The organism is Frankia sp. Mgl5, from assembly GCF_023242985.1.
GTDB classification, from domain to species: Bacteria; Actinomycetota; Actinomycetes; order Frankiales; family Frankiaceae; genus Parafrankia; species Parafrankia soli.
On sequence record NZ_JALKFY010000009.1, the window covers coordinates 105,479 to 129,999 of the forward strand.

The 24,521-nt window shown below is 73.8% G+C and carries 17 protein-coding genes and 1 pseudogene; 13 read left to right on the plus strand and 5 right to left on the minus strand.

What is annotated here, in order from left to right; all coding sequences use genetic code 11:
* Positions 1-182: 182 nt before the first annotated feature.
* Together MXD62_RS06890 and MXD62_RS06895 are read left to right on the plus strand one after the other, a co-directional pair.
* Positions 183-1,142 carry an HdeD family acid-resistance protein gene (locus tag MXD62_RS06890; RefSeq protein ID WP_248828578.1) on the plus strand — a complete coding sequence of 320 codons (960 nt, stop codon included), beginning with the start codon at positions 183-185 and terminating at the stop codon, positions 1,140-1,142.
* A 130-nt stretch (positions 1,143-1,272) separates the two neighbouring features.
* Positions 1,273-2,115: an enoyl-CoA hydratase-related protein gene (locus tag MXD62_RS06895; RefSeq protein ID WP_248828579.1), complete on the plus strand. Its 843-nt coding sequence runs from the start codon at positions 1,273-1,275 to the stop codon at positions 2,113-2,115.
* Here the strand turns inward: MXD62_RS06895 and MXD62_RS06900 are convergent.
* Entirely contained in the window at positions 2,099-3,070 is a 972-nt protein-coding gene (locus tag MXD62_RS06900) for a GlxA family transcriptional regulator (RefSeq protein WP_248828580.1), read from the minus strand. The two genes, MXD62_RS06895 and MXD62_RS06900, sit on opposite strands and share 17 nt — an antisense overlap.
* A gap of 271 nt (positions 3,071-3,341) precedes the next feature.
* On the opposite strand from MXD62_RS06900, the gene MXD62_RS06905 reads away from it, so the two are divergent.
* Positions 3,342-3,842 (plus strand): hypothetical protein, encoded by a 501-nt coding sequence (locus MXD62_RS06905; protein ID WP_248828581.1) that lies wholly within the window; start codon positions 3,342-3,344, stop codon positions 3,840-3,842.
* Between the two features lie 19 nt (positions 3,843-3,861).
* Here the strand turns inward: MXD62_RS06905 and MXD62_RS06910 are convergent, their stop codons facing one another.
* Positions 3,862-4,455, minus strand: a complete 594-nt coding sequence (locus MXD62_RS06910; protein ID WP_248828582.1) for a MarR family winged helix-turn-helix transcriptional regulator — start codon at positions 4,453-4,455, stop codon at positions 3,862-3,864.
* A 362-nt stretch (positions 4,456-4,817) separates the two neighbouring features.
* Here MXD62_RS06910 and MXD62_RS06915 point away from each other — a divergent pair, with 362 nt between their 5' ends.
* Entirely contained in the window at positions 4,818-6,590 is a 1,773-nt protein-coding gene (locus tag MXD62_RS06915; protein WP_248828583.1) for a serine/threonine-protein kinase, read from the plus strand.
* Positions 6,591-6,595: 5 nt separating this feature from the next.
* Here the strand turns inward: MXD62_RS06915 and MXD62_RS06920 are convergent, their stop codons facing one another.
* A complete protein-coding gene (locus tag MXD62_RS06920) occupies positions 6,596-9,196 on the minus strand; it encodes a helicase-associated domain-containing protein (protein WP_248828584.1) in 2,601 nt (866 codons plus the stop codon).
* Between the two features lie 406 nt (positions 9,197-9,602).
* Here MXD62_RS06920 and MXD62_RS06925 point away from each other — a divergent pair, with 406 nt between their 5' ends.
* The 5 genes from MXD62_RS06925 to MXD62_RS06945 all read left to right on the plus strand — a co-directional run bounded on the left by MXD62_RS06925 (position 9,603) and on the right by MXD62_RS06945 (position 16,378).
* Complete coding sequence (locus MXD62_RS06925; RefSeq protein WP_248828585.1) at positions 9,603-10,730, plus strand: transposase; 1,128 nt, start codon at positions 9,603-9,605, stop codon at positions 10,728-10,730.
* A 157-nt stretch (positions 10,731-10,887) separates the two neighbouring features.
* Positions 10,888-13,542: an acetate--CoA ligase family protein gene (locus MXD62_RS06930; protein WP_248828606.1), complete on the plus strand. Its 2,655-nt coding sequence runs from the start codon at positions 10,888-10,890 to the stop codon at positions 13,540-13,542.
* A 24-nt stretch (positions 13,543-13,566) separates the two neighbouring features.
* Positions 13,567-14,187: a TetR/AcrR family transcriptional regulator gene (locus MXD62_RS40105; protein WP_368862327.1), complete on the plus strand. Its 621-nt coding sequence runs from the start codon at positions 13,567-13,569 to the stop codon at positions 14,185-14,187.
* 181 nt (positions 14,188-14,368) lie between these two features.
* The gene (locus MXD62_RS39120; RefSeq protein WP_248828587.1) at positions 14,369-14,785 is read left to right on the plus strand and encodes a DUF4180 domain-containing protein; all 417 of its coding nucleotides are present in this window, start codon (positions 14,369-14,371) and stop codon (positions 14,783-14,785) included.
* 786 nt (positions 14,786-15,571) lie between these two features.
* On the plus strand, positions 15,572-16,378 hold the full coding sequence (locus tag MXD62_RS06945) for a FadR/GntR family transcriptional regulator (protein WP_248828588.1): 807 nt from the start codon (positions 15,572-15,574) through the stop codon (positions 16,376-16,378).
* Positions 16,379-16,384: 6 nt separating this feature from the next.
* On the opposite strand, the gene MXD62_RS06950 is transcribed toward MXD62_RS06945, so the two are convergent.
* Complete coding sequence (locus tag MXD62_RS06950; protein ID WP_248828589.1) at positions 16,385-16,654, minus strand: hypothetical protein; 270 nt, start codon at positions 16,652-16,654, stop codon at positions 16,385-16,387.
* A 211-nt stretch (positions 16,655-16,865) separates the two neighbouring features.
* Positions 16,866-17,048 (minus strand): annotated as a pseudogene (locus MXD62_RS40110) (hypothetical protein); the annotation flags it as partial.
* Between the two features lie 685 nt (positions 17,049-17,733).
* On the opposite strand from MXD62_RS40110, the gene MXD62_RS06960 reads away from it, so the two are divergent.
* The 4 genes from MXD62_RS06960 (at position 17,734) to MXD62_RS06975 (ending at position 24,418) form a co-directional block, all read left to right on the plus strand.
* A complete protein-coding gene (locus MXD62_RS06960) occupies positions 17,734-18,522 on the plus strand; it encodes an SDR family oxidoreductase (protein ID WP_071065578.1) in 789 nt (262 codons plus the stop codon).
* Between the two features lie 117 nt (positions 18,523-18,639).
* Entirely contained in the window at positions 18,640-18,849 is a 210-nt protein-coding gene (locus MXD62_RS06965) for a hypothetical protein (RefSeq protein ID WP_248828591.1), read from the plus strand.
* A gap of 254 nt (positions 18,850-19,103) precedes the next feature.
* The gene (locus MXD62_RS06970; protein WP_248828592.1) at positions 19,104-20,381 is read left to right on the plus strand and encodes a DNA repair exonuclease; all 1,278 of its coding nucleotides are present in this window, start codon (positions 19,104-19,106) and stop codon (positions 20,379-20,381) included.
* Entirely contained in the window at positions 20,381-24,418 is a 4,038-nt protein-coding gene (locus tag MXD62_RS06975) for a histone-like nucleoid-structuring protein Lsr2 (protein ID WP_248828593.1), read from the plus strand. Before MXD62_RS06970 ends, MXD62_RS06975 begins: the two co-directional genes overlap by 1 nt.
* Positions 24,419-24,521: the final 103 nt, after the last annotated feature.

The window sequence follows — 24,521 nt, forward strand, 5'->3', positions numbered from 1 at the left end:
GGACCGACGCAGGCAACCGATCCTGCCACCACGTCCGTCGTGTGCACCGATCAGACCGATCTCGTCACGCACGGTATGACATGCCCGTACCCAGGGCACGTGAGAGACCGGAGGACACGTGAGGAGCACGTGCGAAGGAGGACAGGCGGCACAACCACCACTCCACTGGAGGGGATGACTTCATGAGTGCATCTACTGGCGCCGGCGGTCCGCGGCGTGAACGACGCGGCGGGCGCGCCGGTCCGGAGCTGCCCGACGACTTCTCCACCCGATCAGGTGGAGATTCCGCATCGGGTAGGGGGATCGCGGAGCCTCCGAACGCGGGTACGGACGACCAGACAATCTTCGCCGATCGCTCCCGGACACCCGACCGCACCCACCAGAACCAGTCTGATCACCTGCGTGATGAGCACGCGCACGGCGGTCGGACGGGCGCTGGCGGCAGCGGCGCCCTCGGTGGCCCGGGACTGGCGGCCAAGGCTGGTCCCGCGCTGCTGATGCTCGGGATCGGATGGATCCTGTTCGCGCTGGCCATACCGATGTTCGGCCTCACCACCGGGAAGTCGATCGCCATCCTGCTCGGGATCATGCTGTTGGTCGCAGCGGTCAGTGAGCTCGCCGTTGCGATGACGGCTGAGGCGGACTGGCGGCCCACGCATGCGTTGCTGGCGCTGCTGTTCGTCATCGGCGGCATCGTCGCGCTCGCCTGGCCGGCGCCCACGCTCACCGTGGTGGCCCGCATGGTGGCGTGGTATCTGCTGGTCGCGGGCATCCACGCCATCGCGACGTCGTTCGCGCACCGACGCGTCGGCCGCGGTGGTCCGGCGTTCGGCACGGCGGCTGGGAACCTGCGTGGTGGGGCTCCGTGGTGGGCGCCGCTGGCGATCGGTGCCTTCTCGATCGGCATCGCCTTCTGGGCGGCGGCGCACCACCACCCGACCTACTCGTTCGTCGTCCTGTGGGTCGCGCTGGCCGCGCTCGTCACCGGTCTGACGAAGGTGGCCGCGGCGTTCCGGTCCAGTGGTCGGGCCGACGAGCAGGGGGTGGACACGCTGGCCGAGAGCGGCTTCAGCGGACGCGCCACCGCCGAGTCCGCGCGGTCGCAGGCACGCGGCGACACCCGGGTTCGCGGTGGAAGGTAACCGAGTGGAACGTAATTGATCAGAAGCAGAAAGTGGCGGTCGGGGTTTCCCGGCCGCCACGAACAAAGCATGTCACAAGCGGGCGCATCGCCTGCCCGCGGTCGCCTACGCTCACGGACGACGACAAACGATGACGGAGGCGGGCACGGTGACGGAGGCGGGCGCGGTGACGGCGGAGACCGATGAGAAGGAGATCCTGACCGAGATCCGCGACGGCGTCTGCGTCATCACGTTCAACCGGCCGCAGGCACGCAACGCGGTGACCAGCACGATGGCGCTCGCGTATGCGGCCGCCCTGCGTGCGGCGGATGACGACCCGCAGGTCCGGGCAATCGTGGTCACTGGTGCCGGTGCGGGCTTCTGCGCCGGAGCCGATCTTGCGGTGCTGCGCGACGGCGCCGAAGCGATCAAGAAGTTCGTACCGGCTCGCGAGGACCTGCCGGCCCTCACGATGCGCCTGCGCAAGCCGGTGATCGCCGCGGTGAACGGCGCCGCGGTGGGCATCGGTTTCGCCTACATGATGGGCAGCGACATCCGGATCGCCGCCGAGTCAGCCAAGATCGCGACCGCGTTCTCCCGGCTCGGTCTCGCGGCGGAGTACGGCGTCTCCTGGCTGCTGCCACGGGCCATCGGCCTCCAGCCGGCGCTGGACCTGCTTCTCACCGGGCGGACCATCGGCGCCCAGGAGGCTGCGAAGCTCGGGCTCATCCAGCAGGTCGTCCCCGACGGGACCGTTCTGGAGGCCGCGGTCGCCTACGCGAAGGACCTGGTCGAGAACTGCTCGCCGTTCTCGCTGGCAATGATCAAGGAACAGGTCTACCTGGACCTCGATCGTTCCCAGGACGACGCACTGACCGACACGCTCCGCCGGATGGACATCGCCTTCGAGGGCCCAGGGCTCGCGGAGGCGCTGACCGCGCGCACGGAGAAGCGGCCCGCCGTCTTCGACGCGCTCCCTACCCGGGAGGCGTGACAGCGTCACGGAAGGCCCGGCGGTAGGCCTGGGGGCTGGTGCCGACCAGCCGGCGGAACCCGTCCCGGAAGGCGGTGGGCGATCCGAAGCCGACCTGCGCGGCGATCCGCTCCACCGAGTGCCCGGTGGTCTCAAGCAGGTACTGCGCCTGCCGCAGGCGCACCCGGTGCAGCCACTGGGACGGGGTCGTGCCCGTCTGTTCGCGGAAGCGGCGGTTGAGCGTGCGTGAGCTCGTCATCGCCTGGGCGGCGAGGTCGTCCACCGTCAGCGGGCGGTGGCAGTTCGCCTCCATCCACCGCAGCAGTGGTTCGAGGACGGAGCCGTCCGGCGGCGGGCGGTCGCGGACGATGAACTGGGCCTGGCCCCCTTCCCTGGCCAGCGGGACGACCGACAGCCGGGCGACGTCCGCGGCCACGGCGACCCCATGGTCGGAGCGGATCATGTGCAGGCACAGGTCGAGGCCGGCCGCGGCGCCGGCCGAGGTCAGGATCTGCCCGTTGTCGACGAACAGCACGTTCGGGTCCACCTGCACGGCGGGATGACGGCGGGCGAGCTCCTCGGCGGCGATCCAGTGCGTGGTCGCGCGCAGGCCGTCCAGCAGGCCGGTCTGCGCGAGCAGGAACGCGCCGGCGCAGACGGAGGCGATGCGGGTGCCGCGCGCGGCGGCGGCCCGCAGCGCGGTGACGGACTCCGGAGGCAGGGGTCCGGCCTGCTCGCCGACGCCGGGGACGACGATCGTGTCTGCCTCGGCGAGCGCGTCCAGCCCCCAGGGGGCCCGCAGGGAGAACGCCCCGCCGTCTGCTTCGACGGTGCCGCTGATGCTCCGACCAGCGCAGATCTTCACCCGATAGGCCGCCCGGCCGTCGGGGAGCCGGGCACGGCCGAAGGTGTCGACGGGCACCGCGAGATCGAAGGGGACCACGCCCTCGAGGGCGAGAACCGCCACGGTGTGCATGGCAGGACGATAACCAGGCAACTGTTTCCCGCCAACGGGCGATCCCGCCGATCCCATCCCTGACCTGAGCCCAGCCTACGGGGATATTACGCCATGAACAGGAACTATTGACCACCGCCAGCTGTGGGTGTCAAGGGCCGAAGGGGAGGAGTCCTCGTGGCGGGAATCCGCCGGTAGATGGCACTCCCGCCACTCACGAAAGCGGTGGTTCGGCGCCTACCGTGGCGGTTGCCGCATCCTCCGGCTGCCTCCGCAATCCCAGGACGGACCCGTGACCACATTCCTGTTGAGCGTCCACGTTCTCGTAGCGATCATCGCCATCGGCCCGGTGACGGTCGCGGCGAGCATGTACGCGCCGGCGGTGCGGGCGGCGCTGCGTGACCCGGGCGATGTCAGGACGGCGGGAGTGGTCGGCACGCTGCACCGCATCTGCAACGTCTACGCGGCGATCGGCATCACCGTGCCGATCTTCGGTTTCGCCACCGCCGCGAGCATGGACGTCCTCGGCGACCCGTGGCTCGTCACCTCGATCATCCTGACGGGGCTGGCCGCGGTGCTGCTGGCGGCTGTGGTCCTCCCGTGGCAGCGGCAGCTTCTGGAGGAGATCACCCCAGGCGGGGCCACCGTGCCGGCCGGCGCCGGGCACGCGAACCCGGCGGCCGTCGCCGCCCGGACGAAGCGGCTCGCGATGACCACCGGCATGTTCAGCCTGCTGTGGGCCGTGGTCACGGTGCTGATGATCGCCCGTCCGGGGTCGACCACAGGCGCCTGACCAGGCCCGGGCCGGCGGTTCAGCGGGGCCGGGGAGGCGGCGCGGTGTCGAGGCGGTCGAGGATCTGGCCGCAGATGGCCGCGAGCTGGTCGAGCTGGTCGCGCGCGAGCGCCTCGACGACCAGGTCGCGAACGGTCTCCACATGGCCGGGAGCGGAGTCGGCCAGCTTCGCGAAACCGGTGTCGGTCAGCGTGGCGTTCGTGACTCGTCCGTCGGCCGTGCACGGGGCGCGGCGCACCCAGCCCTTGTCCTCGAGGCGCTTGACCGCGTGCGAGAGCCTGGACAGCGAGCCGCAGGTGAACTGGGCGAGCCGAGCCATCGCGAGCGTCCGGTTCGGTGCCTCCGAGAGCCCGACCAGCACCGAGTACTCGAAGTGGCTCAGTCCGGCGTCCCGGCGGAGCTGGGTGTCGAGGGCGGCGGGCAGCCGGGTCATCACACCGATCAGACCGCGCCAGGCCGCCCGTTCGTCGGCGTCGAGCCAGCGGGGCTCGGCGGCGGTCTCCCCCGCTCGGCCGCTCCCGTGGTCGTGCTCGCGACCGGCACCCTGGCCGGGGTCGTGGCCCGATCCCCGGCCCCCCGCGCCATCCGACCCGTGACCTGCGTGCGCGTTCAAGCTGTCTGCCTGTGCCTTCCGACTTGATGTACCGACCGGTGGACGGCGGGCCGGACCTGCGTGCCGGCCGGCGGCGCGGACGTCCGCCGCCCCCTTGTCTACGACTTCAGCGGGTTCGGACCGCCGCCGCTTCCGGATGACCTGCGACACTCCGGGAATCGGCCACCGCGGGCCCGGGCCGGAGCCGGACCCGCCGCGGCCCGAGGCGCCGCTCATCGTCCCGGCCGAGGGTTACATGATGGGACTACCCAAACGATCGTTCCAGGTCGCCTGAGTCGCGCGGCGGCGGGACGGGGCCGGCCGCGTGGGACGGCCGGCGGCCCCGACCGGCAGTCCGCGACAGGCGGGAGGAGTCGTCCCGGATGGAACCCCTCCGCGCGGATGATCCCCGGACCACCGGCGGATACCGCCTGCTCGGCCTGCTCGGCGCCGGCGGGATGGGCCGGGTGTACCTGGCCCGCGGCCCGGGCGGGCGCACCGTCGCCGTCAAGGTGATCCGACCGGAGTTCGCCGGCGATCCGACGTTCCGCGCCCGCTTCCGCCGCGAGGTCGAGGCCGCCCGCCGGGTCGGCGGCGCCTGGACCGCGCCGGTGATCGACGCCGACCCGGACGCCGGGCAGCCCTACCTGGTCACCGGGTACGTCCCGGGACCGTCCCTGCTGGAGGCGGTGCGCCGGCGCGGCCCGCTTCCAGTACCGACCGTACGGGCGCTGGGTGCCGGCCTCGCCGAGGCGCTGAGCGCCGTGCACGCCGCCGGCCTGGTGCACCGCGACCTCAAGCCCTCGAACGTGCTGCTCGGCCTGGACGGGCCGCGGGTCATCGACTTCGGGATCTCCCGCGCGTTCGACGCCACCGTGCTCACCCATTCCGGGTCCGCGATCGGCTCGCCGGCCTTCATGTCACCCGAGCAGATCGGCGGGCAGGACGTGGGGCCGGCCAGCGACGTCTTCGCCCTCGGCTCGGTGCTCGTCTTCGCCGCGACGGGATCAGGCCCGTTCTCGGGCAGCGGGATGCCCGCGCTGATGTACGGCATCCTGGCGGGCGAGCCGCGGCTCGACGCCGTCCCGGCCGAGCTGCGCGGCATCGTGGACGCCTGCCTGCGCAAGGCGCCGGGTGAGCGCCCGGGGCCGCTCGACGTGCTCGCGGAGCTCGTCCCGGGCGGCGGCGCCGCCGAACTGATCACCGCCGGATGGCTGCCGCAGGACCTGGTCACCGGGCTGAGCCGGCAGGCCGTCGCGCTCCTCGACCTGGACGTCCCCGCCACCACCACCGTGACGAACGACCACGCCACACCGGAAGATCACAACCGGGCACTGCCATGGCCGCCGGAGCCGGCCGCGCCGCCAGCCACAGCGGCCGCAGCGGCCGCAGCGGCCGCGCCATCGGGCGTAACGCGGGCCGCACCACCGGGCGCACCGGCCGCACCATCAGGCACCCCGGTCGGGCCCGACGCCCCGCCGGCCGGTGGGCGGCGCGCCCTCGTGACCGTGGCCGCCCTGGGTGTCGTGTGCCTCGCCGTGATCGTGACGGCCGTCCTGCTGGTCGCCCTGCGCGGCTCGGACGGCGGCTCGGACGGCGGCGGCGCGGACGCCGGCGCGAGCCCCGGGGCCACCGCCGGGATCGGCTCCCTGACCGACCTCCTCGACCAACCGACCTCGAGGCCGACCGTCGGCGGGCCGCCGGCGAGCTCGGGTTCGGCGCCCTCGGACGGGTCGGGTCCCACGGTGCCGGGGGCCCTGCCGGCCGGGTACACCGGCACCTGGGAGGGACGCATCACCTCGCGGCTCGGGGTCGCGCAGGACGTCGTGATCACGCTGCGGCCCGGCGAGAGCGGTCAGACGGTCGGCCACGCCGAGGTCACCCTCGTCGGGCTGGGGGCGTTGGGAGGTGACGCGCCGATCCGGTGCGTCGGTGACCAGCAGCTCGTGGGCATCAGCACCGCGGCGGGCTCCGGGCCCGAGGTGGTCCTGCGCGACATCGGGGGCGCGGGCGACAACCCCACCCTGCTGGGTCTGCCGGTGTGCACGAGCGGCGGCACGACGAGGCTGCGCCTCGCGGCGGACGGCGCCCTCGACTACCAGTCCGAGGACGAGGCCGGCGGGCGCCCGGCGGGAAGCCTGCGCCACCGCCCCTGACCCGCTCAGCCGGGTGTGACCCCCTCGATGCGGGCGACGGCGAACTCGCGCTGCGCCTCGCGGAGGTGGCACCAGGAGTCGAGACGCCCGCCGAGCAGTTCCACCGGGGCGATCAGACGGCTGGTCCGCCGCTCGAACCGGTCCCGGTAGATGATCGTCACGATCTCGCCGTGGTCGAGCGCGGCGGCGAGGAGCTGGCGCTCGACGAGGGTGAGCCGCGGGTTCAGCCGGCCGAGCTGGCGTACGACACGCGGGTCGGCCCGGGCGGCGTCGCCGGCGCCGGCCCGGTTCGCGAGGATGCGCCGCGCCACATCCGCCGGAGCCGCCCACGTTCCGGACTCGCCCGCGCTCCCCGCGCTCCCCGCGCTCCCCGCGCTCCCCGCGCTCCCCGCGCTGCCACGCTCCGAAGCCGCCCCCGCGGCGGCGTCGCGGCCCGAGGCCGGCGGGCCGCCCGGCCGCCGGCGGATGACGACGGTGCCGTGCTCGTCCTCGACCACCGGAGCCATGCCCGCGGCGCGCAGGCGTTCGGCCACATCCTCGGCGTCCGCGCCGCACGCCGCGACGGTCGGTGCCAGTCGCCGCAGGTCCAGCGACCGCAGCGCCCGGGTCGCCAGGATCTCGTTGATCGTCGCCTCGTCCGCGACGACCGCGGCCCGCACCGCCCGCGCGCGGATGTGGCCGTGGCGGCGGGCGACGTCCGCCACGAGGTACTCGAGCCCTTGAGGCACCTCGTGCGCCGCGCCGGCGCGCAGCTCGTCGAGCAGCTCCTGCGCGCTCCAGCCGACGTCCAGCGCGCCGCGGATACTCGCGGAGGTGAACCGCCACATCCCGGCGGCGCCGCGCGACTCCGGCACGGCCGCGTCGGCGAGCAGGCGGGCGATCGCGTGGTTGGGCTGGCCGGCCACGGTCGCGGTCAGGTCGGACTGCAGGATCATGGTGGACGCGTCGCGCGGCAGGGCGGGGCCGCACCGGCGGGCCAGCTCGTCCACCAGCGGCCCGAGGGTTCCGGTGACGAACCCGGCCAGCGTGGGCGTCGGGGAACCGTACTGGTGGGCCCGCATCTGCCCGGTCGGGTCGAGCGGCGCCGCCGCGAGGACCTCGCAGACCGCGGCACCGAGATCGGAGACGGTGTCCTCGGCGGCGACGCCGAGCAGCTCGGCCTCCCGGACGGCGGCCCGGCGCTTGTTCGCCAGCTGGGGCCGGTCGTAGCCATGCAGCGGCAGGAACCACTCGAGGTGGCTGCCCGCGGCGGCCAGCGACCGGCCGGGGCTGGCCGTGGTGAGCAGCGTCCGGCGCACCCGGCCCGCGCCGGAGGCGAGCGGGAGCGGCGGCGGCTGGTCCCGGCCGCTGTCGATCTCACGGTGTGTCGGGGACTGGTCGAGGAGGAACCAGGCCAGGGCGAGCACCGCCCAGCGACGTCCGACGTCCGACCCGCGCCAGCCGGGATACTCGCCGGTCGGCGCGTAGCCGCCCTCCTCACGGGCCAGCAGCCCCGCGGCGTGGGCGACGTCGATCCAGAGCGGGAGCTCGCCCTCCGCGAGCGCGAGGGTCCGGGCCAGCCGGGCGCGTTCCCGGGTGCCGATGCCGCCCTTCTTCAGCGCGGCGAGGGGCACCCGCTCCGCCTCGGCGAGCAGCGCCGCCACCGACCGCAGGGCGTGCCCGGCGGCGGCCTGGATCCCGGCGGCGAACGTCTCGTCCGCGCGATCCGCGCCCGCCGGGCCGAGGCTCGGCGGCCCGGTCAGCCGGACCTCCGGGTCTGCCGCCCACAGAACGGTCACGACCTCCCGGGGCACCTCGATCTCACCGCCGACGAGCAGGAGCAGCCCGGACTCGACGAGTATCCCGGCCGCTTCCTCCCGGTTCGACCCGGCCGGGAGCCGCCCACGGGCCCCGACACCGAAGCCGTTCGTACCGAAGGCACCTGTATCCAGGGGGTCGTCGGGCTCGTCGCCGGTCACCAGACCCGTCGGGTCGCGGACCAGTTCGGCCAGCAGGTCGCGGGCCGGTCGGGGCAGCCGTCGCACCGCGGCGGCGACGCCGTCCGGGTCGGCCATCAGCTCCCCGACGACGCGGGCGGACCGCTCCCAGGTCGTGGACGAGGTGACCCGGGCCCCGGGAACGAGCCCGCGGGCGGCACGGCGCAGGTCGGTGACGGCGATGGCCGGGATGAGCTCCGCGGCCGGGTGCCACACCGCGACCTCGTCGTCCCACAACCGCCGGAACGGCTCGAAGGCGTGGACGACGCCGTCGCTCTCCCAGAGCAGCGCCCGCCGGGCGACCGGGCGCAGCGCCGCGCGGATCCCGTCCCTGGACCCGCCGAGCAGCAGCACCAGCCGGTCCAGCGGGACGGGCGGGCCCAGCATCATGACCGCGTCGCACAGCAGGAGCCCGTCGCGGTCCAGGTCGTTGACGGCGGCGAGCATCGAGTCCGCGTCCCCGAGCAGGCGCACGAGCTCACCGACTCCGCGCGGCGGGTCCTCGAGGACGTCCTGGCGGGCCCGCAGGACGGCGGTGAGGGCCGCCTCGTCCAGGCCCTGGACGAAGTCGAGGTAGCTGTCGGCCGACCTGCGCGGTTCCCGCAGGGCCGCCGCCCGCCGTCCAGCCATGTGACGCTCCCGTCGTCGGTTCGACCATGCCGGACGCACCCCGCCGCGACCGCCGCGTGTGTCGGCAACCTGCTCGTCGGACACCCCCCGCGGCATCCGCCGGCCGCCGCCGGGTCTGCACCATTGTGCAGTCCGATGCCGGACGGCGACCGATACGGTGCGAGCGACAGGCTCGCATCGGGCGCGGCGGGTCGCACCACGGCGGGTGCGCCGCGGGGCCGGTGGCGGGGACCGGGCGCCGGCGACCGAGGCGGCGCGGTCCGGCACGGAATAGCGTCCACAGGGTGACCCATGAAACGTAGCGCGCAGGCCCCGTCCTTCAGGGCGAGGTTAGCGCGTCAACTCCGCCGTCAGGGTGACAGTGGAATGATGTATTCTGTCAGCTGTGGGGAGTTGGAGTCGGGTTGTGAAGCGGGCCTACAGGTATCGCTTCTACCCGACTGCCGAGCAGGCAGAGCAGTTGGCGAAAACGTTCGGCTGTGTGCGCTATGTGTACAACCGGGCGTTGGCGGAGCGGCATCGGGTCTGGTTCCAGGAGCAGCGCCGGGTCACGCATGCCGAGACGGACAAGATGCTGACGGCGTGGAAACGCGACCCGGAAACGGCGTGGCTGGCCGAGCCGTCGAAGGGGCCGTTGCAGGCGACGCTGAGGCATCTGCAGACCGCCTACGTGAACTTCTGGGAGAAGCGGGCCGGTTACCCGTCCTTCAAGAAGAAGGGCAGGACCCTCGACTCGGCGACCTACTTCCGGAACTGCTTCAGTTTCCGCGACGGGCAGGTCAGGCTCGCGAAACAGGATCTGCCGCTGGACGTCGCCTGGTCGCGTCCGCTGCCCGAAGGCGCGGCGCCGTCCCAGGTGACGGTGTCGCGCAACGCCCGCGGCCAGTACCACATCTCGATCCTGGTCGAGGAGACCATCACCAGCCTGCCTCCGTCGCCGGAACAGGTGGGGGTCGATGCGGGTGTCGCGTCCCTGGTCGCCTTGTCGACGGGCGAGAAGGTGACCAACCCGCGGCACGAGCGGGCCGACCGTGCCCGGCTCGCCCGCGCGCAGCGGGGGCTGTCCCGCAAGCGGAAGGGTTCGGCGAACCGGGCCAGGGCCCGGCTCGCCGTGGCGCGTGTCCACGGGCGGATCGCCGACCGGCGCCGGGATCATCTACACAAGCTGTCCACGAGGATCATCCGCGAGAACCAAACGGTGGTCATCGAGGACCTGGCGGTCCGCAACATGGTCCGTAACCATTCGCTGGCACGGGCGATTTCCGACGCTTCCTGGTCGGAGCTACGGCGGATGTTGGAGTACAAGGCCGACTGGTATGGCCGCACGGTGATCGCGATCGACCGTTTCTACCCGAGCAGCAGGACCTGCTCGGCCTGCGGGTCGATCGTCGAAAAGCTGCCGTTGCACGTGCGGGAGTGGGAGTGCCGCTGCGGCGCGCACCACGACCGGGATGTCAACGCTGCGAAGAACATTCTGGCCGCGGGGCTCGCGGTGTCTGCCTGTGGAGACGGAGTGAGACCACCTCGCTCCTAGAGCGAGGAGGCGTCCGTTGGTGAAGCAGGAACCCGTATCGCAAGGTGCGGGAATCCCCGGCGGCCTTCAGGCCGGGGAGGATGTCAAATCTCGCTACCCGGCGCACTGGGCTGCGGACGGCATTCTCGCCGACGGCGCGCCCGTCCAGCTGCGCCCCGTGCTGGGCACCGACGCCCTGGGCCTGGCAGAGCTGCGGGCCGGCCTGTCCGCGGCGGACGTCACGCGCCTGCCCGCGCGGTGGGCGGAGCGCTCCCCCAACGAGCTGGCCGGGCATCTCACCGCCGCCGGTAACCCTGCCGCCACCCGTGGCAGTGGGCGGCTCGCCGTCGCGGCCGTGCTGCGCGGACGTCTGGTCGGCACGGCGGACTACGAACGGATCGCTGGCTCCGACGACGCGGTGGTCGCCCTGGTCGTCGAGGCTGCGCACCGTGGCCGTGGGCTCGGACTGCTGCTGCTCGAGCATCTGATCGCCGCCGCGCGCGAACGCGGGGTGAGCCACCTCGTCGCCGATCTGCGCGCGGGCGACGACCGGGCGCTGCGGGTCTTCCACGCCGCGGGCTTCGCCGGCGCCGAGACCCGCCCGCGCACCCCCCGGCAGGACGGCGCTGGTCAGGACGGCGCTGGTGGCGTGCGGGTGGTGTTCCCGACGGCGCAGACTTCGCGCACCCGGGGCATCTCCCGGGCGCTGGAACAGCGGGCGGAGGCGCGGAGCATCGCGCGGCTGCTCACACCGCGCGCGGTCGCGGTCGTCGGCGCGAGCCGGCAGCCCGGCAGCGCCGGCCACGAGGTCTTCCGCCGGCTGCTGGCCAGCGATTTCCATGGCCCGGTCTACCCGGTCAACCCAGCGGCGCGCCAGGTCGCCTCGGTCTACGCCTACCCGGACGTCCGCGAGATCCCGGACGCGGTCGACCTCGCCGTGATCGCCGTCCCGGCGCCGGCCGTGGCCGACGCGGTGCGGGCCTGCGCGGAGAAGGACGTCCGTGGCCTGATCGTCGTCTCGGCCGGGTTCGCGGAGGCCGGGCCCGACGGGCGGGCCCGGCTCGCCGAGGTCACCCGGCTGGCCCGGGAGTCCGGCATGCGGCTGATCGGCCCGAACGCGATGGGCGTGATCAACACGGACCCGGCCGTCCGCCTGCACGCCACCTTCGCGGCCGGCGACCCGCCGGTGGGACGGGTCGGCGCGTTCACCCAGTCGGGGGCGCTGGCCGGGACGTTCCTCACCGAGGCGTCGCGGCGCGCGATCGGCCTGTCCACGTTCGTCTCCACCGGTGACCGCTCAGACGTCTCGGCCAACGACGTGCTGCAGTACTGGCAGTCGGACCCGCACACCGATGTGATCATGCTGCACCTGCAGGGGTTCGGCAACCCGCGCAAGTTCGCCCGGATCGCCCGGCGGGTGGGCCGACGCAAGCCGGTGATCGCGCTGAAGAGCGGGCGCAGCGCCGCCGACCCGGCCCTGGACGCCCTGTTCACCAGCGCCGGGGTCATCCGGGTGGACACGTTGAGCCAACTGTTCGACCTGGCCGCGCTGCTGGCGTCCCAGCCGCTGCCCGCCGGGCGACGCGTCGGCGTCGTGGGGACGTCCAGCGCGCTCGCCGCCCTGGCGACGGACGCCTGCCGGACGGCCGGCCTGGAGGTACCGCCCTTCTCCACCGCCACGGCGGAGGCGTTGAGCGACACGCTCGGCCGCCCGGAGCCGGCCAACCCGGTGGACCTGGGCGCGATGGCCGCGCCCGAACGGTTCGAGCGCGCGCTGCGCGCGGTCGCCGCCAGCGCGGACGTCGACGCCGTGCTGGCGCTGATCACCCCGCACCCGGCCGTCGAGGAGCTCGCGCGGGCCGTGCGGGCCGTGGCGGGCTCCGGCCGGGTGCCCGTGGTGGCCTCCTACCTCGGGTACGACGGGATGCCGTCCGCGCTGGCCGCCCCGGGCGACGGCATCGCGACGCCCGCGCCCGGCTCCGTGCCGTCGTTCGCCTCCCCGGAGTCGGCCGCGCTCGCGCTCGCCCGGGCGGCGGGCCACGCGGCGTGGCGCAGCCGCGAGCAGGGCACCGTCCCCACTCTCAACCGGCTCGACCTGGACCGCGCGCGCCGCGCGGCGGCCGCCGGCCCGACGGACGGGACGTGGCTGCCCCAGGAGCTGGTCGGCGACATCCTGGGCGGGGTGGGGCTGGCGGTCTGGCCCAGTGAGCCGGTGACGACCGCCGCCCAGGCCCTGGACACGGCCGAACGGCTCGGCTGGCCCGTCGCCCTGAAGATCGCCGACGAACGCTTCCGCGGGCGGCTGGACGTCGGAGCCGTCCGGCTGGGCGTCGAGGGGCCCGGCGCGCTCGCGGAGGCCTGGCGCACGATCCGCGCCGCGGTCGGGCCGGGCGACATGGTCGTCCAGCCGATGGCGCCGGCCGGGGTGTCGACCGTGATCCGGATGACCCAGGACCCGGCGATCGGGCCGCTGCTGTCGCTGCGCCTCGGCGGGGCCGTCGCGGACCTGTTGGTCGACCCGCTGGCCCGGGCGCTGCCGATCACCGACCGGGACGCCGCCGAGATGGTGCGGGGCATCCGCGGCGCGGTGCTGCTGGTCGGCGGCGCCGGCACCCCGGCGGCGGACACGGCCGCCCTGGAGGACGTGCTGCACCGGCTGGCCCGCCTCGCCGAGGAGGTGCCGGCGGTCGCCGAGGTGCTCCTGGATCCGGTGCTCGTCGGCCGGCCCGGCGTGGTCCTACTGCATGCCGGCGTCCGCCTGCTCCCGCCGGGAACCGATCCCGAGTCACTGCCCCGGCGGATGACGGGCTCCGGCGTCGAGTACTTCCGCTAGTACCGCCACGGCATTCGTACCCGGGTGCGGCGATGCTCGGCGACGGCCGCTTCAGTTTCGTCGACGGGCGCTCCAGAACGAGCTGACCACCTGGACCAGCCTCGACAAGGAGGTCGTCGACGCCGCCGGCCGCCAGGCCCAGGCCCAGACCCGGGAGAACCGCACCGGGCGATCGGTGCGGCCACCGAGCTGTTCGTCCGGCTGGGCTTCGCGGCGACCTCGACGGCCCAGATAGCCGCGGCTGCCGGAGTCTCCACGCCGACCGTCTTCGCCTACTTCTCCTCGAAGATCAACCTTCTCAGGGCGGCCGTCGACGAGGCGGTCGCGGGCGACGACGAACCGGTCGCCCTGCACGAGGGGCCGGCCATGCGGGCCGTCCACGACGGCGCCACGGCCGGCGAGGTGCTCGGCGCGTTCGCGGTGGCCGCGACGGAGATCGCGCAGCGCGCCTTCCCGCTGCTGTCGGCACTGCGCCGGGCCGCGGACGTCGATCCGCAGGCCGGCGAGCTCGTGCGCGACCTCGAACACCAGCGGCGGGCGGTCCCACGACGCCTACCGCGAGTGGGTGACAGGCGCCGCGCTCGGCGCGCTGACCCCCGACGGGCCAGTCGACGCGCACCGGCGACGTGCGCTATCCTTCCCTAAACTTCCATAAAGGGATCAGTCATGCCGTGAAGTCGGCATCAATAAAGAACTATAGGGATGCCGCAGGTCGAGGGGGCCCAGTGGGCGAGGATTACCGCTGACGACGGACAGCGTCTGGGTCGCCACCGTGAGCTTCGACGCGCTCCTCGCCAGCGCGCGCTCACGAGAAGAGGGAGAAACCGTGGCGGAGGACCTCACGATTTCCAACGGGGCGATACCCGACGAGCTCGAACAGGTGGGCGCCGTATCCGTCCTCGTCTGCTCGCCGGAGGGTCCTCTGGTCCGGGTCGAGCAGGACGCTCTGGACATCATCGGCACCGCGATGTATTTGCGGGCCGCGTGGGCGGCGGTCCCGGTCACGCGGCTCACGCCGGAGTTCTTCGAGCTCCGCAGCGGCCTGGCCGGCCAGATCCTGCAGAAGTTCGTCAACTACCGGGTCGGGCTGGCCGTGGTGGGGGACATCTCGGCGTTCACGGCGGCGAGCGGCGCCCTGCGGGACCTGGTGCGCGAGTCCAACCAGGGAGTGCACCACTGGTTCGTCCCCGACCTGGACGCCGTCCGCTCCCGACTCGCCCCGCCCGACAGGAGCGGTTCCTGACCAGTCTCCTCACGTGCCCGCCCGCTGCCCGCTCGCCGTTCGGTGTCCTGCTCGCCCTTCCGCGACGAGATCCGGCCGCGTTCGGCCCGGAGGGGCGAGGCGAACATCAAAGACTCATCAGGGCGAGTCAGATGCCAAAGTGCGAGCCCCACCTCGGCCCAGGGTGCCGGGGTGCCGGGGTCACCGCGGACGAGCCGGACGCCAAGGGATCTTAGATACCAAGGTCCTTGGCCCGGGCGATGAGCTGCTTCTCCCGGTCGACCATGTGGTGGGCGGTCGAGACGTCGTGGATGTCGGCGTTGAGCCGCAGCAGCGGCTCGCGCAGCTTCTCGACGGCTTCCGGCTCGCGTTCGCGGCGCTGGGCCTGCTGCGCCTGACCGGGATAGCGGCCACGCTCGCCCCCCGGATCCAGTCGCGATTCGGCCGCCCGGCTGGACGCGCGTTCGGGCGCTTGTTCGGACGGCCGCGGCCCGACCCGTGGGCGCCCCCGCCGCGACGGGCAGGACGTCCACCGTCACCTTCCGTGGAGAATGCGCCGGGCGCCTCGCGGGAGAAGCGGCGGATCTCGCGAGAGATAAGGCGCCACTTTCTCGGCGCGCTCCCCCGGCAGATGTCGCACAAGACAACCTCTGCCCGGGCGGGCCTCGGCAGACTCACGGTCCAGCCACCCCACCTAAATCGTCTGATGTATAGTGGCCTCGCTGACTGACAACTTCTGGCGGCTGTTCTTCGAGACGGTCGTTGCTTCGACATCCGCTGTGGCGGCCGCGAGACGGGTGGACTGGGATGCTCAGCGTGGAGCGGGTGCGCCCCGCCTACGTCCAGGTTGCGGCTCAGCTACAGGAGCTGATCGTGCGCGGCGATCTGACCGCCGGTCAGCGCCTGCCCGTCGAGGCCGAGCTGTCGACGATGTTCGGCGTCAGCCGGTCCACGGTCCGCGAGGCGCTGCGGCTGCTGTCGTCCCAGCACCTGGTCGAGACGCGGCGGGGAGTCCACGGCGGCACCTTCGTCGCGGCGCCGGACACTGGCCTGATGGGCGATTTCCTCGAGACCGGCCTCGGCCTGCTCTCGGGCGCCGACCTGGTCAGTGTGGATCAGCTGATCGAGGCCTGTGACCTGCTCGAGGTCCCGGCTGCCCAGCTGGCCGCCGTCCGGCGGACACCCACCCAGCTCGAGATGATCCGGAAAGCGACCACGGCCACCGAACGGATCGAGGATCCGGTCGAACGGTACGAGGGCAGCAACGGATTCCACGCCTCGATCCTGGCCGCCTGCGGCAATCCCCTGCTGAATCTGGTGGCGACACCGGTCTTCAGCGTTCTACGGACCCGCTTCCAGCGTTCGAGCGTCGACGCCACATTCTGGGAACGCTCCGCCCGGCAGCACCACGAGATCTACGAGGCCATCGAACGCGGCGACGCCGAACAGGCCGGAGTTCTGATGCGCGCCCACATAGACGAGTTGCGCGTTCTCGTTCCCGGCGGGGTGGAGGCCGTGCGACGGCGGACCGTCGGCACCGGATCGGTTGAGGCCGCGAGTGCGATCGCCGCGGCCACCGAATCGCCGGCGGCCGCGGGCTCGGCCACCGTCTGATCGGGTTCAGGTCACGGCGCGGCCGGTCGTCAGGACACGACGGGTCACGAAGTCGAGAAACGCCTCGTTGAAGACCTCGGGACGTTCCAGGTAGGGAACGTGGGCGGGCCCGGTCCACGACCACCAGCTCCGAGCCCGGCAGGGCCGCATGGGCGGCGTGCGCCATCGAGACGGGGAAGGGCCCGTTTTCGCGCCCCAGACGATCTGGACGGGCAGCCCGGGGGCGAGCTCCGCCAGCCCGGCCAGCACCAGGTTGTCGTCGACCCCGGTCTCCATGTACCGGCCGAGCCGCTCGAGGACGTCCCGGCCGGCCGGGCCACCATCCCGTGACTGAGCAGGACCGGCGGCGCTGCCACACCGGCGCTGGCTTCGGTGGGTGGCGTTGCGCGGCGGGTGGTAGCACCGTCACCAGTCGCAAGGTCTCCACCTCCATGCCCACGATGTCGGCGATGCTGGCCTCGGCGGCCTCGAGCGCGCGGCTGATGTTCGCGAACGTCGCCCGGGTCTGCTCGGCGACGTCCTCGCCGCCGATGACCTTGAAGTTCTCGTCCACCGGCGCCTGGCCGGCCAGAAAGATCAGCCCGTTCGGACTAATAATCTTGACGACGTGGCGGTAGCTGCGCCCCGCCGTGTCCCACGCGCCCGCCGGGTTCAGGTACTCCCGCTCCATCGCACCGCTCCTCGCCTCGACTCCACTCAGCCCGGACGACCCCGGCCGAACTCGCGAACCACTAATGTCCGACTTTATACGTCGCGACTAGATTTCGACCCTTGTCCGTTGCGTAATAGCATCTTGGACGGCCGAATAGAGTGGGAGACTTATTATCCGACTTAATTTGTATCGAGCCTTGGGACGACCTAGGCGAACATGAGGAGCAAGGAGCGGATCACGGATATCCTCTTCCGTAGCGCGACCGTCGCGGACGGAACCGGCGATCCGCCGCGCCAGCCGGACGTCCGAATCTCCGGAAGCTTGATCACCCAGGTCGGGGAGCGGCTACCCACCGGCGGCGCAAGCGGCTCAACGTCGGCACGTTCCCGGCTACGCGGCCGACCTGGTCGCGTTCGCCCCCGACACCGTCGGCGACGACGATCCCGTCCGGGTCTGGGACCTCCCCGCCGGCAGCGACCGGCTGATCGCCGGGACCCACGGCATCGCCGGAGTCCGGGTCAACGGCGTGGCGATCTCCTGCGACGGCACGGACGTCGACGGCGCCTATCCCGGCGTGCTTGTCCGGCCCACCGCACAGGGCTTCGGGTCCGCGGAGGTCGCGGGTCCGAATAGGGTTGCGGGCAGTGGCGGAGCGGGCGCGCTGGGCTGGACTGGGCGGACCGCTGGTGGCAGAGGAGACGGCGTGGATCTCGAGCTGGCGGGCAAGGTCGTCCTGATCACCGGCGGCTCGGACGGGCTCGGCGCCGCGTTGGTGCGCACTCTCGCCGCGGAGGGGGCGCGTGTCGCGTTCTGCGCCCGCGACGCGGACCGCCTCAACCGCCTCGCTGCCGAGGTGGCACCGACCGCCGCGGCCGGCGCGGAGTTCCTGCCTGTCCCCGCGGACGTCACCCGCCTGGCCGACCTCGAGCGGTTCGTCGAGCAGGCCGTCGGCCGCTGGGGGCGGATCGACGGCCTGGTGAACAACGCCGGGCGCAGCGCCGCCGGGCCGTTCGCGTCGCACACCGACGAGGTCTGGGACGCCGACCTGCAGCTCAAGGTGCACAGCACCGTCCGGCTGACCCGGTTGGCGCTGCCGCACCTGCGCGCGGCCGGCGGCGGCTCCGTGATCAACACGCTGGCCATCGCCGCGAAGACCCCCGGCGCCGGATCGACCCCCACCTCGGTCTCCCGGGCGGCCGGGCTCGCCCTCACCAAGGCGCTGTCCAAGGAACTCGGCCCGGACGGAATCCGGGTGAACGCAGTGCTGATCGGGCTGCTGGAGAGCGGCCAGTGGGACCGCCGCGCAGCCGAGCGAGGCATCGGCGTGGACGAGCTGTACGCCGAGCTGAGCCGGGGCTCCGACATCCCCCTCGGACGGGTCGGCCGCGCCCAGGACTTCGCCGACCTCGCGGCCTTCCTCCTCTCCCCCCGCGCCGGTTACCTGACCGGCGTCGGCATCAACCTCGACGGGGGCCTCTCGCCCGCGCCCTGATCCTCGCCACCAGGGTCCTTGTCGCCGGGAAAAAGCGGCGATCGCACGCTTTAACACGCTCGGTCCGGGCAGCAGACGTACGAACCCCGAGATCGCCCCGAAGCGTGGAGGAACATCGTGAGCCTGATACACAGCCTGCTCGAAGGCCTCGACGACGGCGACCGTGACCGAACGGTCGGGCTCATCAACAGCAGCATCACCACCGACCTGGAGAACGTCGCCGCCGGCGCCGGCCCCGCCCGGCAGGTGGACGTCGGCACGCGCTCGCGGGCCCGCCGCTCCGGCGGCGGATCGCGCTCCGGCTCCCGTTCCAAGTCCGGGCGCTGAACCGCCCGAAGCTCCGCCCCCACGACGACAACACTCCAAAACGGGGACAACGCACCAAAAACTCGACGAGATCACCGGATCCTCCGGCGTGGACAGTTCGAGATGTCCGATTGCGGTACTAGGTTCTGGTCGTTCGGCCCGCTCCCTCCTTCCGACGGGCCGTCCGCGTCTCACGGCAACCGCCCGCGGGACGCTCCGACCGCCCGGAACCACATGCCCTCCCTGGCCTGTGGCGGCCCGACGCCAGGGGGAAGATGCGCCTCGTCCACGCCGCGGACATCCATCTCGACAGCCCCCTTCGGGGACTGACCCGGCTGGGTGACGGCGATCTGGCCCACCTGCTGCGGCAGGCGACCCGGCGGGCCCTGGCGAACCTCGTCGACCTCAGCGTCGACCGGGCGGCGGACGCGCTCCTGCTCGCCGGGGACGTCTACGACGGAACCTGGCGGGACTACGCGACCGGCCGGTTCTTCGTCGAGCAGATGGGCCGCCTGCGCGACGCCGGCATCCCCGTCTACATGATCTCCGGCAACCACGACGCCGAGAGCGAGATCACCCGGTCGCTGACCCTGCCCCCGAACGTCCGGGTGTTCGCCTCGGACCGGCCGGGCACGCATGTGGCGGACGACCTCGGGCTGGCCGTGCACGGGCAGAGCTACGCGACCGCCGCCGTCCACGACAACCTCGTCCAGCGCTACCCGGACGCCCTGGCCGGGCTGGTGAACGTCGGCCTGCTGCACACTGCCGCCGACGGCGCCGAAGGCCATGCCAACTACGCCCCGTGCTCGGAGGACGACCTGGCCCGCACGGGCTACGACTACTTCGCCCTCGGCCATGTCCACTCCCATCGCGTCGTTCACGGCGGCCCACTTCCCGGCGGCACGGCGACCCGCGGGGACGGGCCCGGGGGCCGCCAGGTCGCCGCGTTCAGCGGCAATCTCCAGGGCCGCACCCCGCGGGAGAGCGGGCCGAAGGGCGCCCTCGTCGTCGAGATCCCCCAGGGCGGCCCCGCCCGCATCGAGCACGTCCCCTGCGACGTGGCCCGCTGGGCTGTCCTCACCGTCGACACCGTCGGCGCCGACACCCTCGACGACGTCCTGGGCCGGGTCACGGCCGAGCTGCGGGCGGCGCGGGACTCCGCGGGGGACCGTCCGGTCGTCGCGCGCACCGTGCTCACCGGCGCGTCGCGGGCCGCCGCGGGTCTTGCCGACGCCGAACGGCTGCGCGAGGAGCTCCGCACGGTCGCCGACGGCCTGCAGGTCTGTCTGGAGAAGATCGTCAACCGAGTGACCGACCCGCGCCCGGCCGGCGCCGTCGACCCCGAGCTGGTCTCCGCCGTACGCGCAGCCTGCGACGATCTGGGCACCCGCCCCGAGGACCTCGCGCGGTGGATCGGCCCCCTGGACCGCGAGGTCGGACGGCTGCTGCGCGGAGCCGACCTGCTCGACCTGGGCGATCCCCTCACACTCGCCGACCTCGCCCGCCGCGCCGGGGACGGTCTGCTCGCGCGCCTCTCCGGAGACGACGCCTGATGCGGGTCCGCGCGCTCGGCCTGGATCGCTACGGTGCCTTCGAGGACCGGCGGATCGAGTTCGGCCGTGGGCTGACGGTGGTCGTCGGCGCGAACGAGGCCGGCAAGTCGACGACGCTCGACGCCCTGTCGGACCTGCTGTGGACCTTCCGCGGCACCCGGCGGAGCTTCCAGTTCGGCCAGGGCGCGCTGAGCCTGACGGCCGACCTCGAACTGCCCGCGACGCGTCCGGCCGAGCTCCCGCCGCCGTCCCAGGAGACGGGGCCGGCCCGGCAGGCGCCGCCGGCCAGGGTCGAGGTCAGGCGGCGCAACAGCGGTCTGCAGACCGTTGACGACGGCGCGATCTTCCTCCCCCCGTGGGGTTCCGGTGGCGCCGACGCGCGTCGGCGCTGGCGGCAGGCGTTCGGGCTGTCCCACGCCGAGCTGCGGGCAGGTGGTGCGAGTGTCTTCGAGGGCACCGGCGACCTGGCCGAGCTCGTCTTCACCGCGCGCAGCGGGCGGGCGGTCCGCGGCCTGCTCGACACGCTCGCCGCGGAGATGGACTCCCTGTACAAGGCCCACCGCAACAACAAGAGCGTCCGGGTCCGCACCGCGCTGGCGGACTACGAGCGGCTGGCCGAGCAGGCGGCGTCCGCCATGACCCGCGCGGCCCATGTCGACGATGCCCGCCGGGAGCAGGCGCTGCGCCGCCGCGACGCGCAGGCGGCCGCGGTGGCGACCCGAGCCGCCGCCGACCGCCGCTCCCGCCTGGAACGGTGGGTGCGCGCAGCCCCACATGCCCGGGAGCTGGTCGTGCTCCGGGAACGCCACGCCGCGCTGCTCGCCGCGGGTGTGGCCCTCACCGCCGAGGAGACGGCGCTGTTCGACGCCAGCGTGCGGGAGGCAGCGACGGCCGAGGCCGACCTCGACCGGCTGACCGCCGATCTGCTCGACCGCCGGGCCGCGCGGGAGGCGCTGACGACCGACGAGTCCGTGCTCGCCGACGGCGAGATGATCACCCGGCTGGAGCAGTCCCGCGTGGCGCGGCTCGGCGACGGCGCCGACGCCCACGCGCTCGAGAACGAGGCCGCGCGCCACGCGGACTCCGCCCGTGCGCTCCTGCTCGACCTGGCTGGTCCGAGCGACCCGCGCACCGCCGCCGAGCTCCTGGCCGACCTGCACGTGCCGCGTGACCTCGCGGCCCAGCTCGACGCGCTCGCCGTGACGGTCGGCGAGCTGACCGACGAGCTGCGCCGCGCCGAGGACGCGCTCGCCGCCGCCCGCCTGCGCCGCGACGGCACCGACCAGTCCCCGGGCCACGACCCGGCGTCGATCAGCCAGCTGAAGGCGGTACTCGGCGCGATAGCCGGCGCGGGCTCGGCGACCGCGCTGACCAGGGCGGCCGTCGACGAGGCGGCCCGCGCTGTCCGCGACCGCCGGGAGGCGCTGCGCCGCGCCGGCGCCCGCGACCCGGACGGCCCGCCGCCCGGGATGCCCGGGCGCGACGAGATCCGGCTGGCGCGCGACCGGCTCGACGCCGCAGAGGTGGCCCTCGCCCGCCGCGAGGAGGAGCTCGTCGGCGCCACCCGGGACCTCGAGCTCACGCAGAGCCGGGTCGCCGACGCCGACGGCCGCGACCTCCCGGACCAGGCCACGCTCGACCGGGCCCGCGCGACCCGCGAGGAGCTCTGGAACCTGCTGGTCGACGCGGCCGGCGGCCTGCCGCCCGCGACCGGCGGCCGGACCCCCGCCCCGGCCGTTGGCGGGGTGCCACCAGTCGGCGGCCGGCTGACGCCGGAGCGGGCTCGCGAGCTGCTGCCGGTCATCGCTGCCGGAATCGCCCGCGCCGACGAGGTCGCGGATCAGCTCATCCGCCACGCCGATCTGGCCGCCCGGCGGGCCCAGCTCCACCGGGACGCCGACCTCGCGCACGAACGGGCCACCGCGGCGCTCGCCGCCACCGCGGCCGCCGCCGAGGCAGCCGATCAAGCCCGCGCGGCGTGGGAGGGCCACTGGCACGAGCCAGGCCTGGCCGTACCCTCTCGCGCGGACGCGGACGACGTCCAGCGGGCTGTCGACGAGGCGCACCGGGCGCACGCGGAGCTGCTCGCCGCGGAGACCCGCATCGCCCTGCTGGGTGCCCAGGCCGACGCCCAGCGGACCGCGCTCGCCCAGGCCCTCGCCGAGGTCGGCCTCGCCCGGGTGGACGCCGACCTCGACAGTCTTCTCACCTGCGCGCAGACCGTGCTCGCGGACGACGACCTCGCACAGGTCCGGCGGGCTGACGCCGCCCACTTCGGGCGGGCCGTCGAGGAGGCCGAACGCGAACGGGACAAGCGGCGCGAGGAGCTGCTCGGCGCCGAGGGCGACTGGGACAACCTCGTCCGGGCGGCCGGGCTGGCTTCGGTCACCGACCCGCGGGGCTGGACCGAACGGCGGGGCGTGCTCGCGCAGGCGGTGGCTCTGCACGAGCAGGCCGACCGCGCCGCGCGGGACGCCGAGCGTGCCGCCGGCCGCCATCGGGCGTTCGCCACGGACGTCCGCGAGCTCTCGGCCCGTCATGGCCTCCTGCACCGCTCGCGCGGCCAGCGCCCCGACTCGCCCGGCACCAGCACCAGCGGTGGGGCTGGGGCTGGGAGTGAAACCGGAACTGGCGGCGAACGTCTCGCGGCGGGCCCAGTCGCGCCCGACGGGCCGGGCGATGAGGCCGACGAGCTGGCCGATCTGCTCGATCGGCTCAGCGCACGGCACCAGGCGAGCATCGAGAGCCGTACCCGCCGCGCGGAGATCGACCAGGCGGTCGCCACCCTGAACACCCGGGTCACCGCGGCGACGCTGCTGCGGGACAGCGCCGTCGGCCGCCTCGACGAGTTGCGCGCGCAGGTCGTCCTCGCGCCCGGTCAGCAACTGGCCGACGCGGCGGACCGCGGCCGGGACCTCGCCGGGATCACGGCGGCGATGACCGCCGCCGAAGGCCTGCTGCGCGCCGCGGCACCCGGCGACGAGCTCGAAGCCGTCGTCCGCGCGCTGGCCGCGAGCACCGACGAGGACCTCGCCGCCGACCTCGCCGACGCGCGCGACGAGCACGAGCGCCGCACGGCCGCGCAGACAGAGGCGTGGACGGCCGTCGGGACGGTCGAACGGCATCTGCGGGATCTCGAGAGCGGCGCGGCCACCGGCGAGCTGCACGCCCGCGCGCAGGAGTCCCTGGCGCTCGTAGCCGAGACGGCGGAGCGCTACGTCATCGCGCGCATCCAGTACGAGACGCTTGGCCGTGAGCTGGAGTCCTACGAGCGCCGTCACGCGTCCCCCCTGCTCGCGGACGCGGGACGCCTGCTCGAACGGCTCACCGAGGGCCGTTACGTCGCCCTGCGGGCCATCGATCGCGGCGACGGCGCCCGGACGCTGCGGGTCGTCCGCGCCGACGAGGACGAGCTCGGCCCGGGCGAGCTTTCCGAGGGCACGGCCGACCAGGTGTTCCTGGCCCTGCGCCTGGCGGCGATCGACCAGCTCCAGCGGGAGCGGACCAGCCGCGGCGAACCCACGCTGCCGGTCGTGCTCGACGACGTCCTGATGACGTTCGACGACACGCGCGCCGAGGCGGCACTTCGCGTGCTGGCCGAGATCGCCGGGCGCTGGCAGATCATTCTGCTGACGCATCACGAGCATCTCACCGACCTGGCACGAGCGGTGGGCGCGCAGCTGCGCGCCGACGGACCAGGACAGGCGGACCGCGCCCTGACCCCACCCGGCGACGCCGAGCTGGTCACGATCAGCTATCTGCCGGGGGCGAACGTGCTCACGCCCACCAGAGATGCGGAGCAGATCCGGACGCTGGCCGCGCACGTCGTCCCGCCCGACCCCGGCGCCGGTGAGCCCGGCGGAGCCCCGGCTCTCACCGTGACGGCAGCGAGCGGGGGTGGGAACGGAAGCGCGGCCGCCGGCCGGGACGCCGGGAGGATCCGCGTCTGGGCCCGCCAGAACGGATTCGAGGTCGGTGACCGCGGCCGCATTCCCCGGGAGATCCTCGACGCGTTCGCCGACGCGCACTCCGCCTGATCCCCGCCCGGATGCCCGGACCGGCACCAGCAGACCCGGCGGCCGAGGGTGCCGGGGTGGCGGGCCGGTACCGTCGGATACGGCGGCCGGACGTCCAGGCCGT

What these genes read in the sequence shown, in the direction of transcription:
- MXD62_RS06970 (WP_248828592.1), top strand. Translation starts at nt 19,104, where the DNA reads ATGCGCCTCGTCCACGCCGCGGACATCCATCTCGACAGCCCCCTTCGG.
- MXD62_RS06950 (WP_248828589.1), bottom strand. Translation starts at nt 16,654, where the DNA reads ATGGAGACCGGGGTCGACGACAACCTGGTGCTGGCCGGGCTGGCGGAG.
- MXD62_RS06900 (WP_248828580.1), bottom strand. Translation starts at nt 3,070, where the DNA reads ATGCACACCGTGGCGGTTCTCGCCCTCGAGGGCGTGGTCCCCTTCGAT.
- MXD62_RS06975 (WP_248828593.1), top strand. Translation starts at nt 20,381, where the DNA reads ATGCGGGTCCGCGCGCTCGGCCTGGATCGCTACGGTGCCTTCGAGGAC.
- MXD62_RS06945 (WP_248828588.1), top strand. Translation starts at nt 15,572, where the DNA reads ATGCTCAGCGTGGAGCGGGTGCGCCCCGCCTACGTCCAGGTTGCGGCT.
- MXD62_RS06895 (WP_248828579.1), top strand. Translation starts at nt 1,273, where the DNA reads ATGACGGAGGCGGGCACGGTGACGGAGGCGGGCGCGGTGACGGCGGAG.
- MXD62_RS06920 (WP_248828584.1), bottom strand. Translation starts at nt 9,196, where the DNA reads ATGGCTGGACGGCGGGCGGCGGCCCTGCGGGAACCGCGCAGGTCGGCC.
- MXD62_RS06915 (WP_248828583.1), top strand. Translation starts at nt 4,818, where the DNA reads ATGGAACCCCTCCGCGCGGATGATCCCCGGACCACCGGCGGATACCGC.
- MXD62_RS06890 (WP_248828578.1), top strand. Translation starts at nt 183, where the DNA reads ATGAGTGCATCTACTGGCGCCGGCGGTCCGCGGCGTGAACGACGCGGC.